This is a genomic window from Acinetobacter haemolyticus (assembly GCF_003323815.1).
Classification (GTDB): domain Bacteria; phylum Pseudomonadota; class Gammaproteobacteria; order Pseudomonadales; family Moraxellaceae; genus Acinetobacter; species Acinetobacter haemolyticus.
On the sequence record NZ_CP030880.1, the window covers coordinates 1,946,446 to 1,963,398 of the forward strand.

A 16,953-nucleotide genomic window follows, 5' to 3' on the forward strand; every position below is an offset into this window, starting at 1 on the left:
CAATGCCTTTAACGCTTAACCTAATCTTTACGAAAGGATTAGCTTTCATCCTGCTTTCTTCATTGCAAAATCCTTACCAAATAACAATTTATTTCTAAATGTTGAAATTGGTGTTTGATCTGCAATCAATTCCGCATACCACATGCCATCTTCAGTATCACCGAACAGTACAGCACCGATAACTTTATCTTTCTGAATAATGATACGCTTGTAAATTTGTCGTTTTTCATCATTCAGGATAATGTCTTCATAATCTTCTTTCGGTTCAAAATTTCCAGCCGAGAATACATCGACGCCACTCACTTTCAGCTGAGTCGGAACAGTTGGTGATTTGAAAGTTAAACTACCGTGTTCTGCCAAATGCGTCGCACAGATAAATGCTTGTCCCCACAATGGTTCAACAAGACCAAAAGTTTGATTACGATGCTCAATACATTCACCCACTGCATAAATACTTGGGTCAAAGGTTTGCATGGTGTCATTAACCAAAATACCACGATTACAACGCAAACCAGCACTTTGAGCCAAAGCAATATTTGGACGAATACCGACTGCAAATACCACAAGGTCAGCATCCAACACTGTGCCATCTTTCAGACGTACTTGGTTAACATGACCATCTTTACCAATCAATGCTTCAGTATTTGCCTCAGTGATAATATTAATACCTTTTTCTTCGATGCTTTGACGCAACATGCGACTCGCACGACCATCAAGCTGACGCTCCATGATACGATCCATCAGATGAAGAACAGTGACATTCATACCACGTTGCTTGAGACCATATGCAGCTTCTAAGCCAAGCAAACCACCACCAATCACTACAGCATTTTTCTTACTTTCAGAGTATTGAATCATAGTGTTGACATCGAAAATATCACGGAAGCTGATCACACCTTTCAAATCCACGCCTTGCACAGGTGGGATAAATGGCGATGAACCTGTTGCAATAATCAGACGATCATAATCGACACTTTCGCCATTTTGCGTATGTACCACTTTACGAGTACGATCGATTTTCACCGCAGGATCATCCGCTATAAACTTGATGCCCTTATCGCTATACCATGCATGTGGGTGCAACATGATGTCATCAATGGTTTTCTCACCAGAAAGTACGGGTGAAAGCATGATACGGTTATAGTTACCCCAAGGCTCTTCACCAATCACCGTTACATCATAACGATCAGGTGCCATGTCGAGTAAATCCTCTAGACAGCGCATTCCTGCCAAACCATTACCGATCAAAACGAGCTTCAATTTTTCTTGAGAAACACCATTATTGGTAATATAAGTTTTTTGCGGAACAGTACCTACCCAAACCCGACCATTTTCGATTTTGGTTGGGAAAACAGAAAGCTTTTGATCTTTATCTTCTAGGCATCGACCTGTTGCTAAACTGAAGTGCTGCTTGTAAATCGGTGATGCAATAACACGCTCACCTTGCAAATCACCAATAATACCGCGCGCCATGACATTTGCTTGGCTAAACGGATCTTTATTACTTAATGCATAAATACGTTTTTCGCTCCCTACGCGGAATAAAGCAACAGATTGACCCGCAATAAGTGCACCTACACCTGTATTTGGGGTGATGTCATCAAGATGACACACATCAATCCATTGATTTTCTGGAAGCATATTCATGTCTTTTAGATTTGTCATTTTGATTCTCCTTATGCTTCTACCATCGGGATACGATCAACTGAACGTTCAGCTTCATTTAATGGACGGATCTGATCACGCACTTCGGTAAATTGAATATATGGATCAGCTTGCTCTTCAGCGCTTGCATTAATGTAAGTTTGGAAGCGTTTACGAATCTCAGGATTCTCTACCGCAGTACGCCATTCGTCTTGATAAGTTCCAATGACATGTGCCATGCGATTTTCAAGCTCTTCTGCAAGACCAAGCGAATCATCAACAATCACAGCTTTGAGATAATCTAAACCACCTTCCATGTTGTCACGCCATACACTGGTACGTTGTAAACGATCAGCAGTTTGGATATAAAACATAAAGAAGCGGTCGATATAACGAATCAAAGTTTCAGTATCTAGATCAGACGCTAAAAGCTCTGCATGGCGTGGTTTCATTCCACCATTACCACACACATACAAGTTCCAGCCTTTTTCTGTCGCAATGACACCGACATCTTTACCTTGTGCTTCAGCACACTCACGCGTACAACCTGACACAGCCATTTTTAGTTTGTGCGGTGAGCGTAAGCCTTTGTAGCGGTTTTCTAATTCAATCGCTAAACCAACAGAATCATCTACGCCATAACGGCACCAAGTGCTACCTACACATGATTTCACTGTACGTAATGATTTACCGTAAGCATGACCTGACTCGAAGCCTGCTGCATTCAACTCTTCCCAAATGAATGGTAGCTCGTGTAGTTGAGCACCAAATAAGTCAACACGTTGACCGCCAGTAATTTTGGTATAAAGGTTATATTTTTTAGCAATTTGACCTACCGCAATCAAACCATCTGGCGTGACTTCACCACCTGCCATACGCGGCACAACAGAGTATGAACCATCCTTTTGGATATTTCCTAAGTAGTAGTCATTACTGTCTTGTAGACCTGCGTGAGTTGGTTCCAACACAAAGTCATTCCAGCACGATGCCAAAATGTTTGCTGTCATTGGTTTACAGATATCACAACCTAAACCATGGCCATGTTGTTGAATCAAATCATCAAATGTTTTGATTTCATTGACACGCACCAAGTGATAGATCTCTTGACGTGAGTATGGGAAGTGTTCGCAGACATGGTTATTAACCGTTACCCCCTGACGTTGCAACTCAGACTTTAAAACTTGAGTAACTAATGGCGCACAACCACCACATGCCGTTGCTGCTTTGGTACATTTCTTTAAAGCACCTAAAGAGGTCGAACCATCACAAATCGCTTGGCAAATATCTGCTTTCGACACGTTGTTACATGAACAAATTGTTGCGCTGTCTGGAAGTAAATCAACACCACTGCCACCCGCTTTCGCACCAGAATCAGCAAATCCTGGCATGATTAAGCTTTCAGGTGTTTCTGGCAATGCCATACCATTCAACATCATTTGTAAAAGATCGTTATATTCTTTTGCATCACCAACCAGTACTGCACCCAGTAATTTGGTTTTATCTGCATCGACAACGATTTTCTTATAAACCAACGCATCTTCGTCTGCATAGAAATAGCTAAGCGAGTTCGGTGTCATACCATGTGCATCACCTACTGATGCCACATCTACACCCATCAATTTCAACTTCGTGCTCATATCAGCACCAGCGAAACAATGTGTTTCTTCAGCTAAGATATGTTTGGCTGCAATACGCGCCATATCATAGCCAGGTGCAACCAGACCAAAAATTTTATTATCCCAAAGTGCACATTCACCAATTGCGTAAATGTTTTCATCAGAGGTTTGGCAGTAATCATTGATTTTGATACCACCACGCTCTCCAAGTGCCAAACCGCTTGAACGTGCTAATTCATCACGTGGGCGGATCCCTGCAGAGAATAAAATAATGTCTGTTTCTAGTTCGCTACCATCGGCAAACTTCATCACATGTGTAGCGTCATTCCCTGCTTCGATACATTGTGTCGCTTTTTGAGTATGAACTTTTACACCTAAGTTTTCGATTTTACGGCGTAATACTTTACCGCCTAAATCATCAATCTGTACCGCCATTAAACGTGGTGCAAACTCAACTACATGGGTTTCTAGATTTAAATCACGTAAAGCTTTAGCCGCTTCTAATCCAAGTAAACCACCACCGATAACCACACCTGTTTTCGCATTTAGACTTGCAGCTTTAATCGCATCCAAATCTTCAATGGTACGGTAAACAAAGCAATTCTCACGATCATTACCCGAAATTGGTGGAACAAAGGCATATGAACCTGTCGCCAATACCAATTTATCATAATGAATTACATCACCATGATTAGTTGTGATGGTTTGTTCAGTTGTATCAATGGCAGTTGCTTTAGTATTTAGACGAAGATCAATACCATGCGCATCCGCAAAATCAAAACGTGCAAGAGATAAGTCTTTTGCCGATTTACCAGAGAAGTATTCAGTCAAATGTACACGGTCATATGCAATACGAGGTTCTTCAGCAAGAATTGTAATTTCTAATTCATCATCTGCTTTTTCTAAGATGGCTTCGATGAATTTATGCCCCACCATACCGTGACCAATCATCACTAATTTCATTGTGTTTCTCCTAAAATCTGATTGCAATTAAGCTGCGCTGTTTTGTTCTGCGTGGCGTTCTATAAGTGCTTGTTCAAATAGACGCTGCTCTTTTTCTTTATGCTCTACTGAGAAGCGAATAAACATTACAGAACCCGCAGCAATAACAACCAAGCCACCTAAAACCATTAAACAAGTTTGGATGTCCAACATACCTTTCAATAAGAACCCAGCTGCAACTGCACCCACATTGCCACCAGCACCAATAATGCCTGCAACACCACCTAGTGCCTCACGATCAATAAATGGAACCAATGCATAAGTTGCTCCACACGCCATGTGGGTAAATAAAGCGAAAATCGTCATACTCAAAATTGCTAATGTCACGCTGTTCATTTGAGAAAAAAGAATCAGGAATAAGCCTTCACCTAAAATGAGAAGGAATAAAACCTTTGTACGCCCATCCAATCCTTTTTTAAGCGCCACTCGATCCGATACCATGCCCCCTAAAGCACGGGCAAATAATGCAAGTAGACCAAAGATTCCTGCAGCTAAGCCTGCTTCTTTTAAGCCAAACTCAAAATGCGTGACGTAATACATCGCGATGATGTTGTGGATGAAGATTTCAATTCCGAAACAAGCAGCATAAGAGATAAAGAGAATCCACACACGATAGTTACGTGCTGCGTGCATTAAAATTGCTAATCCACCTTTTTTATCGCTACCGACAACCACACCTTGTGCACGAAGCTCTTTAAAGTTGCCTTGTGGTGAGTCTTGTGTATATTTCCAATATAAGATCCCGACGATAACCATCATCAAGCCAGGTACGATTAACGCAACACGCCAGCCCATCGCCTGTTCAACACCAAACATTACCAATGCTGCAAGGACTAAAGGCATCAGTGCTTGCGTTGCACCACCACCCGCATTTCCCCAGCCTGCGGTTGTTGCATTTGCGGTTCCGACAACATTTGGAGCAAACATGATGCTGGTGTGATATTGCGTAATGACAAAGCTTGCACCAATTGCACCAATCAACAGTCGAAAGAATAAAAATGATTCATAACTATTGGCTGCGGCAACTCCAAATACAGGGATACTTCCGATCAACAGTAAAGCGGTATAAGTGATTCGCGGACCATATTTATCACACAATGGACCAACAATAAGTCGCACGACAATCGTGATTGCCACTGCTGCAATATTGATATTGGCAATCTGATCTTTGGTTAAATTGAATTCGCCAGCAATCACTGGCATCAAAGGTGCACATGCGAACCAAGCAAAGAAGCATACGAAGAAAGCAAGCCAACTCATATGGAATGCCCGCATCGCTGGAGCAGAAAAGTTAAATAACTTAATTGATGTGGCTTTTTTAGCCGATAGATCTAAAGACATTGCCATCTCCTATACTGAACGTATACTGCTTTGTCGACACAAATCATTGTGTAAACAAACCGATCAGATCGGACATCGTTGGCCGTCTTACATTTTATTTGAAAAGTCGTCTTTGACTTAGTAAAGATTTAGCAAATGTCATGCCATATTTTATTATTTAAACAAAAATATTTGATTAACTATTGTTTTATAAGTATTTTATCCCAAAAAACGAGTTTTCTTAACACGCACTAAATTGTGCTCATCAACACAAATATGCAGATGACCTGTTTTAAAGCACAATTCAGCTTGCTTCAAAACATGACTTTTTACGCACCAAAAATGCACATCCCAATAAAATAGATGGATAAAACCAAATAATTATTCCGTTAGATATTTAAGCAGCGATACAATACAGCGCATCAATAGATCGCCTTTGGAACTTTTGCACTATATTAAATTTTCTCATGGCATTAATTTTGCTTAAATAATAAAACCCACAGCACTGACTTCATAACGTGCATAAACCGACTGTTTGACTTTATACTTATGCCGAAACTCAAGATCGTACTCATAGACGATGATCAGGCTCGGGCGGAATACATTAAAACCTGTTTAATAGAACATGATTTTGATGTGGTTGCTTGCTTTACCCTTGATCACTTAAATATATTCAAACTTGAACATCTGCAAGCAGATGTAATCTTACTCGATATGGATCATCCACATCGTGATGTAATCGAAAGCTGTGTCAGTAACTTTGATCTACCAACTGTGTTGTTTACCAAAAACACCGATAAAAACACCATTAAACAAGCGATTGATGCAGGCATAACTGCTTATATTGTTGATGGTATAGAACCATCTCGCCTACATACCATCTTAGATATTTCAATTGAGCAATATAAAAAGCATAAAAAACTTGAAGGTGATCTTAGAGATGCAAAAACCAAACTTGCGGATCGCAAAGATATCGAGAAAGCCAAAGTTTTATTGATGCAATTACATGATTTAAGTGAAGACACTGCCTTTCAGCTGCTCAGAAAAAATGCCATGAGTCATCGCATGACCATTGGTGAGATGGCTCGTCGCCTACTCGATGCGCAACAACTTTTAAATAATCAACTAAAGGATGAATAGATGAGCCATTTAGTAGAATTAGAAAAAGTAGACTTGCAGCTTGGCTACATACCATTACTGGACTGTGTTGCCTTATTATGGGCCAAACAACGTGGCTATTTTGAAGATGTCGGATTAAATATCAGTTTGGTTAAAGAAGCTTCTTGGGCAAGTCTGCGTGATCGCCTTGCTTTTGGGCTGCTCGATGCCGCACATTGCCTATCTGCAATGCTTCCAGCTGCCGCGGTTGGTGCAGATCAAATCGGCATACCATTGCAAACCCCGTTAGTTTTGAGCGAAAACCGTGCGTTTATTAGCCTGAGTCAAAAACTTTGCTATGAATTAGATATTCACCAACACGACCCAGTTGAAGTTTCAGCACATAAGCTGGTGCAAAAAATTAAAGCCCATCAAACGCTTTCATTAGCACATGTATTTCAGCACTCCATTCATCATTATTGCTTAAGAGAATGGTTAGCACTCGCTGATGCAGATCTCGCACATTCGATGGATGTCAAAACCTTAGCACCACCTTATATGGTCGAAGCACTCAACACCCATCTGATTGATGGTTTTTGTGTGGGTGAACCTTGGAATACTCAAGCTGAAGTCTTTGGCTTGAGCCATATTGTTTGTTCGAGTCAGGAAATTATCCCAAATGTAGCTGATAAAGTACTAGCAGTAACCCAAGAATGGGCTCAACAACATCCAAACACTTTGATTGCACTCACTAGTGCAGTGTTGAGAGCACAAAAAGAATTGAAGGAAATAAAAGACTTCTCACCTGTTTGGCGATTGCTAGTCGAGTTTGACATCATTCAGTTCAATTGCTCACCTGAGGTTCATGTTGAAAAATATTTTAAAATCCAAAATATCATTCGAAACTTTATACAGATCGATGCAAAACCGAAAACTAAAGATTTTGAATGGCTATTTCAACAGATGCAAAAATGGCAAACACCACAACCTACACAAAGACCCGAACTGGATCTAGCACAAGACTGTCTTTTGTTAGAGACTTATCAAAATGCAATCAGCTTCAACAGCAACATTTAGCCCAAAAAAAAGCTGTCTTTATAGTAAAGACAGCTTTGAAAGACCCAAAAAAGGCTAAGCCAATCAATATAGCCTTTTAAGTCAGATGATCTTAGCGAAACCCAGCATATCTTTTTCGGACATTTTTATGTCATTAACTGCCATCAAAAATATAAAAACACATCACTTTTGCCAATTCCATATTTTCTCAAACCGCTTAGAGAATAAACAATTTCTTATAACATTAAAAATATGCCCAGAATCAAACTAACTTTGAAATCAAAACTTTATTGCAATGCATTTCCTCATGTCATCAACACGAAATTAAAAAACAAATATAAAGATAGAAATCAAAATAAAAACAATAGATTAGTATCTTTCAAAAAAAATAAATCTGAATATTTATAACACTTATCCACTATTTATAGATCATGAAAAACCCATGATCGAAATCAACACTTTACAGTAATGACTGCTGAGTTACACAAATGCCATGAACCATTTCAGCCGATTCAGTTTAAAATAATGAAACTTTAAAAATATCGAAAAATTTGTCATATTTTAACATTGCCATTTCCTTGCAAAGTTTTCATTATATGCAGCATGCTTGGTATGCAAATTTCTTCATCGATTAAATGAAATTATAAAAAATTGCAGAATTTTGTGCCATAATAAGCAAACTTTGCAGACATCTTGCAAAAAACATTTGCAGTTTTAAAATTGGAGCAGGCTGAATGAGCTCAACCATTTTGGTAATTCACGGACCGAATTTAAACTTACTAGGAAAGCGCGAACCAGAAGTTTATGGTTATCTCACTCTCGATGATATTAACCAACAGCTCACTGCTCAAGCTAAACATGCATCACTGATATTAGATACATTTCAAAGTAACTGGGAAGGTGCGATCGTCGATCGTATCCATCAGGCGCAAAATGAAGGCGTTAAATTCATTATCATTAACCCTGCTGCACTCACCCATACTTCTGTTGCTATACGTGACGCCCTTCTCGGTGTTGCGATCCCATTTATTGAGGTTCATCTGTCAAATGTTCATGCGCGTGAATCATTTCGTCACCACTCATATTTATCAGACAAAGCCATCGGCGTGATTTGTGGCTTAGGTGCACAAGGTTATTCCTTTGCACTCAACTACGCTATCGAAAAAATTCAATCTTCTAATTAATTTAAACCTTCAGGAATGCTCACTCATGGATATCCGTAAAATCAAGAAGCTCATCGACTTGATGATTGAATCTGACTTACAAGCGATTGAAGTTAAGGAAGGTGATCAATCCATCTCATTGACTCGCCCAACACCAGTTTATGCAGCAGCGCCTGTTGCTGCCCCTGCGGCTACTGCAGCAGCTGCGCCAGTTGCAAAAACACCGCGTGGTGCAGTTGAACCATCTCCAATGGTAGGTGTGTTCTATGCAGCGCCTAGTCCTGGTGAGGCACCTTTTGTAAAAGTAGGTCAGACGGTTTCTGCTGGTGAAACACTTGGGATCATCGAAGCAATGAAAATCATGAACCCAATCGAGGCAACTCAAAGCGGCGTTATCGAAGAGATCCTAGTGAAAAATGGTGATGTAATCCAATTTGGTCAGCCATTATTCCGCTACCGCGCTTAATCAGTCTGGGGATTTCTATGTTGCAAAAAGTACTCATTGCAAACCGTGGTGAAATCGCATTACGAATTACTCGGGCTTGCAAAACGCTTGGCATTAAAACTGTTGGTATATATTCCGATGCAGATAAAGATTTAATGCACTTACGCTTCGTAGATGAAGCGGTTTGTATTGGACCGGGCACGACAAGTGAAAGCTATTTAAATATTCCTGCCATTATTACTGCCGCAGAAATCACAGGTGCTGATGCAATTCATCCTGGTTATGGCTTTCTCTCAGAAAACGCTGAGTTTGCTGAAATTGTAGAAAATTCTGGTTTTATTTTCATCGGTCCTCGCCCTGAGCATATCCGCCTCATGGGCAACAAGGTATCGGCGATTATTGCGATGAAAAAGGCAGGCGTACCTACTGTTCCAGGCTGTGACCATGCAGTAACTATCCACAATGCGCTTGCAGAAGCCAAAGAAATTGGTTTCCCGCTGATTGTTAAAGCTGCTGCTGGTGGTGGTGGTCGTGGTATGCGTATCGTTGAGCGTGTTGATACATTACTTGAGTCTGTTCAAGCTGCCCAACGTGATGCTGAAATGTGGTTCGGTGATGACACCGTTTACATGGAACGCTTTTTACAAAAACCTCGCCATGTAGAAGTTCAAGTACTTGGTGATGGAAATGGTCATGCAATTCATTTATATGATCGTGATTGTTCGCTCCAACGTCGTCATCAAAAAGTATTAGAAGAAGCACCTGCGCCAAATCTTCCAGAACAAGCACGTGCTGATATTCTCGAAGCTTGCGTCAATGCATGTAAGCTCATGCAATATCGTGGTGCAGGTACATTCGAGTTCTTATTTGAAGATGGTGAGTTCTTCTTTATCGAGATGAACACACGTGTTCAAGTTGAACATCCTGTGACCGAGATGGTGACTGGAGTCGATATCATCGAACAACAACTTCGTATTGCTGGTGGTTTAGGTCTAAACCTTGAACAACATGAGATCGAAGTGAAAGGTCATGCGATCGAATGCCGTATCAATGCCGAAGATCCAACGACCTTCCTACCATCACCAGGTCAAATCAATAGTTTCTACGCACCAGGTGGTGCAGGTATTCGCTTAGATTCTCATATTTATCAAGGCTACAGCATTCCCCCATACTATGATTCAATGATTGCAAAATTAATTGCTCATGGTAAAGATCGCGAAACATCACTTGCACGTATGCGCCAAGCACTTGATGAAATGATTTTGACAGGTATTAAAACCAATATCCCATTACATAAAGATTTGATCTTGAAGGACAAAAACTTCTGCGAACAAGCAATGGATATTCATTACCTTGAAAAGCATTTGCTAAAACAGCTTGAACCAAAAGCTGAAACTGCTTAAAAAAAAACCTCTTATTTACGAATAAGAGGTTTTTTATATCAATATTTTATGGCAAAACACGGCGTAAAGTTGCAAAGCACTTGTCGCCTTTTTCATTGGCACAAAAATCTATCGTATGAGGATTAGCCCATTTGACAAAATATTGAGAAACCTCACCTGTTTGATCAACTTGCTGGCCTGAACAATCAACTTCATTATTATCATATTTGATTTGTAAAATAAGTGCGGGTAAACGCTCTAATTGATTGTCAGAAGGCTGATAGTCATACATTCCATAAGACCACTCTTTACCACTTCTAATTACAACTTCATTTGCACCACGAAAATTGTAGTACTCAACACATTTTTTATTATTTGGTATTTCCATTCCCCAAAGCCCCATAATTTCAGGACGATTTGTGACACGAATGCTATTCGCTGTTGCCATTTGAGGGGTGTTCACAACACTCGTATTTGCTGTCGTTTCAGCTAATGTCCATGTTGAGCAAGCACACAAGAATCCAATAATATAAATATTTTTCATAGATTTAATTTAAGTTATCATCTAAACATTCCTTGGCTTTAACTTAGCATATTTTTCAATAAAAACACTGCTTCATAACCATATCAACACAATATTTTTCTGGTGCAATCTATTTATTGATTTTACTTTTTTAAGGTATGCTAAGTTCAATTTGAACAAAATATTACTGTAAAAATTTAGCTTTAGGGATCAAAGCCATGAAATTTTCTGAATACGTCCAATATGATGGTCTTGGTTTAGCTCAGCTTGTAAAAAATAAAGAAATTCAAGCAGTAGAGTTATTAGAACTTGCCCTAGAACGAAGTGCTCAAGTTAATCCCAAACTCAATGCAATTATCATCCCGATGCATGAACAAGCCAAGCAACGCACTAAACAAAATCTATCGGGACCATTTACAGGCGTTCCCTTTTTAGTAAAAGATTTATTTCAAGAATATCAAGGTGTACCCACTTCTTATGGCAGCCATTCATTAAAAAGAATCAATTACACCCCGGATTTTAATGCAGAAATTGTAAACCGTTGGGAAAAAGCAGGAATCATTAGTTTTGGTCGAACCAATACACCAGAGTTCGGAATCAAAGGAATTACGGAACCCGATGCTTGGGGGGCATGCCATAATCCATGGAATTTAAAACATAATAGTGGTGGTTCATCGGGTGGATCTGCTTCAGCAGTGGCAGGTGGTATTGTACCGATCGCAGGTGCTGGAGATGGTGGAGGCTCAATCCGCATTCCCGCATCTTATTGTGGATTGTTTGGGCTTAAACCAAGTCGAGGTCGTACACCATGGGGACCACAATATAGTGAAGCCATGCATGGTGCAGCGATGCAACATGTTTTAAGCAAAACAGTTCGTGACAGTGCTGCTATGCTCGATGCAGTGCAAGGTCCTGAACAAAGCTCACTTTTTACCATTCAGGCGCCCGATCAAAAATATCTGGATATCATCCAGCAATCCCCTAAAAAACTTAAAATCGCATTTAACACCCAATCACCTATTGGCACTAAAGTATCTAAAGATGCTATTCAAGCCATTCAACAGACCGCCAAACTTTTAGAGTCACTTGGACATATTGTGGTGGAAGATCGCCCCAAAATCGATGGACTTGCTTTAGCAAAAGACTTTATTACGACATGGTTTAGCCAATTCTCCTATATGCAAGCACAAATCAAACAAATGACCGGCTCTACAGATCAGGACTTTGAGCTTGACTCCATTGCTTTGGCTGCATTTGGTGCTAAAACAACAGCAACTGAATATATTCACAACCTCAATAACTGGGGACTTTATAGCACTCAAATGAACATTTTCTTTGAAAAATATGACCTTTATTTGACTCCGACTACGGCTTCAGTTGCACCAAAAAATGGTGAGATTGCTACGCCTGCGTGGCAGAAACCCATTCTAAAAGGTTTACTAAAACTCGGAAAAGCACATTATCTTGCACAAGGGAAACTGGTTGAAAAAATGGTACAAGACAATTTAAGCTGGGTGCCATTCACACAACTGGCAAATGTTACAGGTTTACCTGCCATGTCAGTGCCCTTATATTGGAATAAGCATGGTTTACCACTTGGTAGTCAGTTTATCGCTCCGTTTGGGCGGGAAGATCGCTTGTTACAACTTGCAGCGCAATTAGAACAAGCTCAACCATGGATGCCTCAATACAAGAAAATATCGCTTTAATATTATTTTGGGGTTGCCGTCTCAAGCTGATTCGGCAACCAATAAATCAAGATCAAACCGAACAGCACAATAATACCTGCACACAAGAAAATGGTTGCACCCGATAAAAGCGTCCAGTAATGTCCAGCCAACAAACTTCCAGATGCCACTCCCAAACCCCACATCGTGCTATACAAAGCTTGCCCGCGCCCCTGTTGGCCTGCTGAAAAATTTTGGAAAATTACTTTCATCGCAATTAAATGAAACAAACCAAAGCTAAATGCATGTAAACATTGCGCCAATAATTGCCCCATATAGTTCGTTTCAAAGATTCCAACCAAAAACCAACGTACACTTGTCATAATTAGACAAACAGCAACCAATATTCGCCATGAAAAACGACGAAAGAAAAGTTTATGGGCTACAGCAAACATGATGATTTCAGCGATAACTCCTGTCGCCCACAGACTTCCAATCTGTGTAGTGCTATATCCGACCTCATGTAAATAATTACTATAAAAGCTATAAAATGGTGCCTGAGAAAACAACAAAATAAATTCAATGGTAAAAAATGCTGCAATCATTGGCCGCTTTAATACTGGCCACAATGGTTCTAATTTTTTCTGTGAACTCGGTGCATGTTCAGGCTCTTGGATCGTAAATGACCATAAGAAAGCAAGAAATGAAATTGCTAGAAGTAAGATCGGCAACATTGATATTGGAATAACTTCAAGTAATGCCCCGATGGCAAATACACCAACAATAAAGCCTACAGAACCCCATTTTCTCACTCGCCCATAAAGCTCTGCTCGCTTCTCTCCCAACCAAAATAATGTTACACCTTCAAATTGGGCTAAAATTGCATTCTGAAAAAAACTAAAAATCAGCATCAACAACGCAACAGACTGAAAATTATTTGGAATAATAAAAATTAAAAACCAAATACAGGCCTCCATCCACGTTGCAATTCGAACGAGAAGCATGCGTCTACCCGATTTATCCGCAATCCACCCCCAAATCAATGGCGCAAAAAAACGAGTGACAATCGCAATAGAAGACAAAATCCCTATTTCTTGGTAATCAAAGCCCTGATCTTGAAGATATAAGTTCCAATAAGGCATAAATGTCCCCACGATCGCGTAGTAAAATAGGTAAAAACCACCTAATCGTGTTTGGATTGTAAGAAGTTGGGACAAGTTATAGACCTTCACATTTTCAATACACTGACTTATCAAATCATTTTGCTAAGCTGAGTCATAAATTGTAACTTAACCGAGCAATCAATAAATCAATTTAGCTAAAATATTTTCAAATAAAACAAATGGATCTAAGGAAAATCATGAGCATGCAGCAAGAAACATAGAATCAAGTAGCGAATATGTATTAAAAATTTGAGATGCATTTTAACATCAAGCATCTTCCTTATATCTCCACACTATAAAATTAATATTTAAAATTAGAGATAAATATCGTTCTATCTCTAATTTATATAAACACCTTTTAATACAATATTATTTTATTAAGCCTCTGGCATTAACGAAGAATGATGACTCGTAATTAACCACTGTTTACCATTCCATTGATAGGTATAACTATAACAGGCTTTTACAGACTCCCCTGTTTTTGCAAAAGAAAACGTATAAACCCCTGTATCCAATGCAGTATTACAGCCAATATCGATAAATCGTGTTTCAATCTTTCCCGAAGGTGCATTTTCCATAAAATGCTTAAAATAATCTTCCTTTTCAGTAGGGGTAAATCTCAATTTATTAGATAAAGTTGGAAGTAAAACCGAGTCTTGGGCATAAAGCTTTACAATGCTTTCAGGTTTTCCACTTTGTAAATCTTGATTCCATTTTTCAAATAATGCGCTAATTTCTTGATCATTTGTGCTTTTACATGCTTTTATTTGGTGTGCAGAATGATCTTCAAACTTACTCACACTCACACAACCTGATAAAACACCGCCAAATAACACAGAAACATAAACCAGTTTCAATTTGTACCTCCTTATAGTTAAATAATTATCTTATTCAATTCATAAAATGTAACTTATATTTAGACCATTTAATAAATCCCCCACATTTTAAGTTTAGTTTTAAATTCTGGATTGGCATTAAATCTCTTTTTTGTTATTTATCTGTATCATATTAATTTATAATTAAATAAATTAAGACCACATAATATAAAATTCAATTATAGATATTAATTATTATATACATAGTATATTGAAGTAGATCGTTATTTAGAATCATTATCTCTACTAACAATTCCTCACTTGTACTTCTCTGTCAGTATTGGCAAGGTTACAACTAGTGAAATATCTGGAAATTGAAACACATGGCTAGTCCAGCACAAGCTATACGACACAAACTACTTAATACTTTTTTTTCAAGACATTCGATTTGGTTCTTATGTATTTTTACTGCTTTAACGATTACATGGTTTAAGATTACCCACACCCCGCATACCATTTATTATTTTATATCGGATACTCTACTTAACGGCTTATGGTTAGTAACAGGTATTCTCAGCTTAATTGGTCTGCACGACTTATTACAAAAGAAACATGCCATTTTAAGAAACTATCCAATCCTTGGACATTTCCGTTTTATATTTGAGGATGTTCGCCCTGAAATCCGACAATATTTTATTGAAGCCGATCAAGATGCGCTGCCATTTTCACGTATGCAACGAAGCCTCGTCTATCAACGGGCTAAAAATGAAAACGCAGATAAACCTTTCGGTTCCATCATTGATGTGTATGAACCCAACTATCGCTTTATCGTTCATTCAATTACACCATGTCCACCTGCTGATCCCAAAACTTTCCGTGTACATATTGGAAACGCACAATGTAGCCAGCCATATAGTGCTTCTATCATGAATATCTCCGCAATGAGTTTTGGTAGCTTGAGTGCAAATGCTATTCGTGCGTTAAACCAAGGCGCTCGATTAGGCAATTTTTATCATGATACAGGCGAAGGAAGTTTGAGTCCTTATCATCTAGAAAATGGTGGTGATATTGTATGGCAAATCGCCAGTGGCTATTTTGGCTGCCGCACACCTGACGGTTTATTTGATCCAGAAAAATTTGCTCAACAGGCTAAAAACCCACAAATCAAAATGATCGAAGTTAAACTTTCTCAAGGCGCGAAACCTGGTCACGGCGGTATACTGCCAAAACATAAAATCACCGAAGAAATTGCACGCATTCGTGGCATTTCGAGAGAACATGATTGTGTTTCCCCCTCTAAGCATCCAAGTTTTAATACACCCATTGAAATGATGCATTTTATTCAGCAACTTCGAGAACTTTCTGGTGGAAAGCCAGTTGGATTTAAATTATGTATTGGCCAACCTTGGCAATTCATGAGTATCGTAAAAGCAATGCTAGAAACCAAGATTGTTCCTGATTTTGTAGTAGTGGATGGCTCCGAAGGTGGTACTGGTGCAGCCCCGATAGAATTTAGTGATTATATAGGTACACCTCTACGAGAAGGCTTACGTTTCGTACATAACACACTTGTAGGGGCTGGTCTGCGTAGCCAAGTCAAAATTGGCGCGAGTGGAAAAATTATTAGTGCTTTTGATATTGCCAGCACTTTTGCACTCGGGGCCGATTGGGTGAATTCTGCACGCGGTTTTATGTTTGCTGTAGGATGTATTCAAGCTCAAAGCTGTCACACCAACCAATGTCCTGTTGGAGTCGCCACACAAGATCCTGACCGTCAAAAGGCAATTCATGTACCAAGCAAAGCAGAGCGCGTATTTAGTTTCCATAAAAATACATTGCACGCCCTTTCTGAAATGATTGCCGCAGCAGGCTTACAACACCCTTCCGACATCAAAGCACATCATTTAGCTCAACGTATGAATGATCGTGAAATCAAAAACTACGCACAGATCCATTTCTTCCTCAAAGAGAAAGAACTGTTACAAGATGAGCTACATGATGATGAGAATTTTTATTATCGCATGTGGAAAATGGCAGATGCCAAAAGCTTTTAATTCTT

13 protein-coding genes are annotated in these 16,953 nt (G+C 39.3%); 7 read left to right on the forward strand and 6 right to left on the reverse strand.

Annotated elements, in window-relative coordinates:
- Positions 1-45: 45 nt before the first annotated feature.
- The 3 genes from nirD to DS737_RS08960 are packed head-to-tail and all read right to left on the reverse strand — an operon-like array spanning position 46 to position 5,603.
- Positions 46-1,665, reverse strand: a complete 1,620-nt coding sequence (gene nirD / locus DS737_RS08950) for a nitrite reductase small subunit NirD (protein WP_113997352.1) — start codon at positions 1,663-1,665, stop codon at positions 46-48.
- 11 nt (positions 1,666-1,676) lie between these two features.
- Positions 1,677-4,223 (reverse strand): nitrite reductase large subunit NirB, encoded by a 2,547-nt coding sequence (nirB, locus tag DS737_RS08955; RefSeq protein WP_113997353.1) that lies wholly within the window; start codon positions 4,221-4,223, stop codon positions 1,677-1,679.
- A gap of 27 nt (positions 4,224-4,250) precedes the next feature.
- Positions 4,251-5,603 carry an MFS transporter gene (locus DS737_RS08960; RefSeq protein WP_005080938.1) on the reverse strand — a complete coding sequence of 451 codons (1,353 nt, stop codon included), beginning with the start codon at positions 5,601-5,603 and terminating at the stop codon, positions 4,251-4,253.
- Between the two features lie 528 nt (positions 5,604-6,131).
- Between DS737_RS08960 and DS737_RS08965 the strand changes: the two genes are divergently transcribed.
- The 5 genes from DS737_RS08965 to accC all read left to right on the forward strand — a co-directional run bounded on the left by DS737_RS08965 (position 6,132) and on the right by accC (position 10,747).
- The gene (locus DS737_RS08965) at positions 6,132-6,722 is read left to right on the forward strand and encodes an ANTAR domain-containing response regulator (protein WP_004638917.1); all 591 of its coding nucleotides are present in this window, start codon (positions 6,132-6,134) and stop codon (positions 6,720-6,722) included.
- The gene (locus DS737_RS08970) at positions 6,723-7,757 is read left to right on the forward strand and encodes an ABC transporter substrate-binding protein (RefSeq protein ID WP_075315525.1); all 1,035 of its coding nucleotides are present in this window, start codon (positions 6,723-6,725) and stop codon (positions 7,755-7,757) included.
- A gap of 713 nt (positions 7,758-8,470) precedes the next feature.
- A complete protein-coding gene (gene aroQ, locus DS737_RS08975) occupies positions 8,471-8,920 on the forward strand; it encodes a type II 3-dehydroquinate dehydratase (protein WP_004638910.1) in 450 nt (149 codons plus the stop codon).
- Between the two features lie 25 nt (positions 8,921-8,945).
- The gene (gene accB, locus DS737_RS08980) at positions 8,946-9,365 is read left to right on the forward strand and encodes an acetyl-CoA carboxylase biotin carboxyl carrier protein (RefSeq protein WP_004638908.1); all 420 of its coding nucleotides are present in this window, start codon (positions 8,946-8,948) and stop codon (positions 9,363-9,365) included.
- A gap of 17 nt (positions 9,366-9,382) precedes the next feature.
- The gene (gene accC, locus DS737_RS08985; RefSeq protein ID WP_004638905.1) at positions 9,383-10,747 is read left to right on the forward strand and encodes an acetyl-CoA carboxylase biotin carboxylase subunit; all 1,365 of its coding nucleotides are present in this window, start codon (positions 9,383-9,385) and stop codon (positions 10,745-10,747) included.
- A gap of 46 nt (positions 10,748-10,793) precedes the next feature.
- On the opposite strand, the gene DS737_RS08990 is transcribed toward accC, so the two are convergent.
- The gene (locus tag DS737_RS08990; protein WP_004638902.1) at positions 10,794-11,270 is read right to left on the reverse strand and encodes a hypothetical protein; all 477 of its coding nucleotides are present in this window, start codon (positions 11,268-11,270) and stop codon (positions 10,794-10,796) included.
- Positions 11,271-11,467: 197 nt separating this feature from the next.
- On the opposite strand from DS737_RS08990, the gene DS737_RS08995 reads away from it, so the two are divergent.
- On the forward strand, positions 11,468-12,958 hold the full coding sequence (locus tag DS737_RS08995) for an amidase (RefSeq protein ID WP_008941493.1): 1,491 nt from the start codon (positions 11,468-11,470) through the stop codon (positions 12,956-12,958).
- A 2-nt stretch (positions 12,959-12,960) separates the two neighbouring features.
- Here the strand turns inward: DS737_RS08995 and DS737_RS09000 are convergent, their stop codons facing one another.
- Together DS737_RS09000 and DS737_RS09005 are read right to left on the reverse strand one after the other, a co-directional pair.
- On the reverse strand, positions 12,961-14,133 hold the full coding sequence (locus DS737_RS09000) for an MFS transporter (RefSeq protein WP_213068173.1): 1,173 nt from the start codon (positions 14,131-14,133) through the stop codon (positions 12,961-12,963).
- Between the two features lie 323 nt (positions 14,134-14,456).
- A complete protein-coding gene (locus DS737_RS09005) occupies positions 14,457-14,936 on the reverse strand; it encodes a nuclear transport factor 2 family protein (RefSeq protein ID WP_113997354.1) in 480 nt (159 codons plus the stop codon).
- Between the two features lie 341 nt (positions 14,937-15,277).
- On the opposite strand from DS737_RS09005, the gene DS737_RS09010 reads away from it, so the two are divergent.
- Positions 15,278-16,948: an FMN-binding glutamate synthase family protein gene (locus tag DS737_RS09010; RefSeq protein WP_004638894.1), complete on the forward strand. Its 1,671-nt coding sequence runs from the start codon at positions 15,278-15,280 to the stop codon at positions 16,946-16,948.
- Positions 16,949-16,953 lie beyond the last annotated feature (5 nt).

What these genes read in the sequence shown, in the direction of transcription:
- nirD (WP_113997352.1), bottom strand. Translation starts at nt 1,665, where the DNA reads ATGACAAATCTAAAAGACATGAATATGCTTCCAGAAAATCAATGGATT.
- nirB (WP_113997353.1), bottom strand. Translation starts at nt 4,223, where the DNA reads ATGAAATTAGTGATGATTGGTCACGGTATGGTGGGGCATAAATTCATC.
- DS737_RS08960 (WP_005080938.1), bottom strand. Translation starts at nt 5,603, where the DNA reads ATGTCTTTAGATCTATCGGCTAAAAAAGCCACATCAATTAAGTTATTT.
- DS737_RS08965 (WP_004638917.1), top strand. Translation starts at nt 6,132, where the DNA reads ATGCCGAAACTCAAGATCGTACTCATAGACGATGATCAGGCTCGGGCG.
- DS737_RS08970 (WP_075315525.1), top strand. Translation starts at nt 6,723, where the DNA reads ATGAGCCATTTAGTAGAATTAGAAAAAGTAGACTTGCAGCTTGGCTAC.
- aroQ (WP_004638910.1), top strand. Translation starts at nt 8,471, where the DNA reads ATGAGCTCAACCATTTTGGTAATTCACGGACCGAATTTAAACTTACTA.
- accB (WP_004638908.1), top strand. Translation starts at nt 8,946, where the DNA reads ATGGATATCCGTAAAATCAAGAAGCTCATCGACTTGATGATTGAATCT.
- accC (WP_004638905.1), top strand. Translation starts at nt 9,383, where the DNA reads ATGTTGCAAAAAGTACTCATTGCAAACCGTGGTGAAATCGCATTACGA.
- DS737_RS08990 (WP_004638902.1), bottom strand. Translation starts at nt 11,270, where the DNA reads ATGAAAAATATTTATATTATTGGATTCTTGTGTGCTTGCTCAACATGG.
- DS737_RS08995 (WP_008941493.1), top strand. Translation starts at nt 11,468, where the DNA reads ATGAAATTTTCTGAATACGTCCAATATGATGGTCTTGGTTTAGCTCAG.
- DS737_RS09010 (WP_004638894.1), top strand. Translation starts at nt 15,278, where the DNA reads ATGGCTAGTCCAGCACAAGCTATACGACACAAACTACTTAATACTTTT.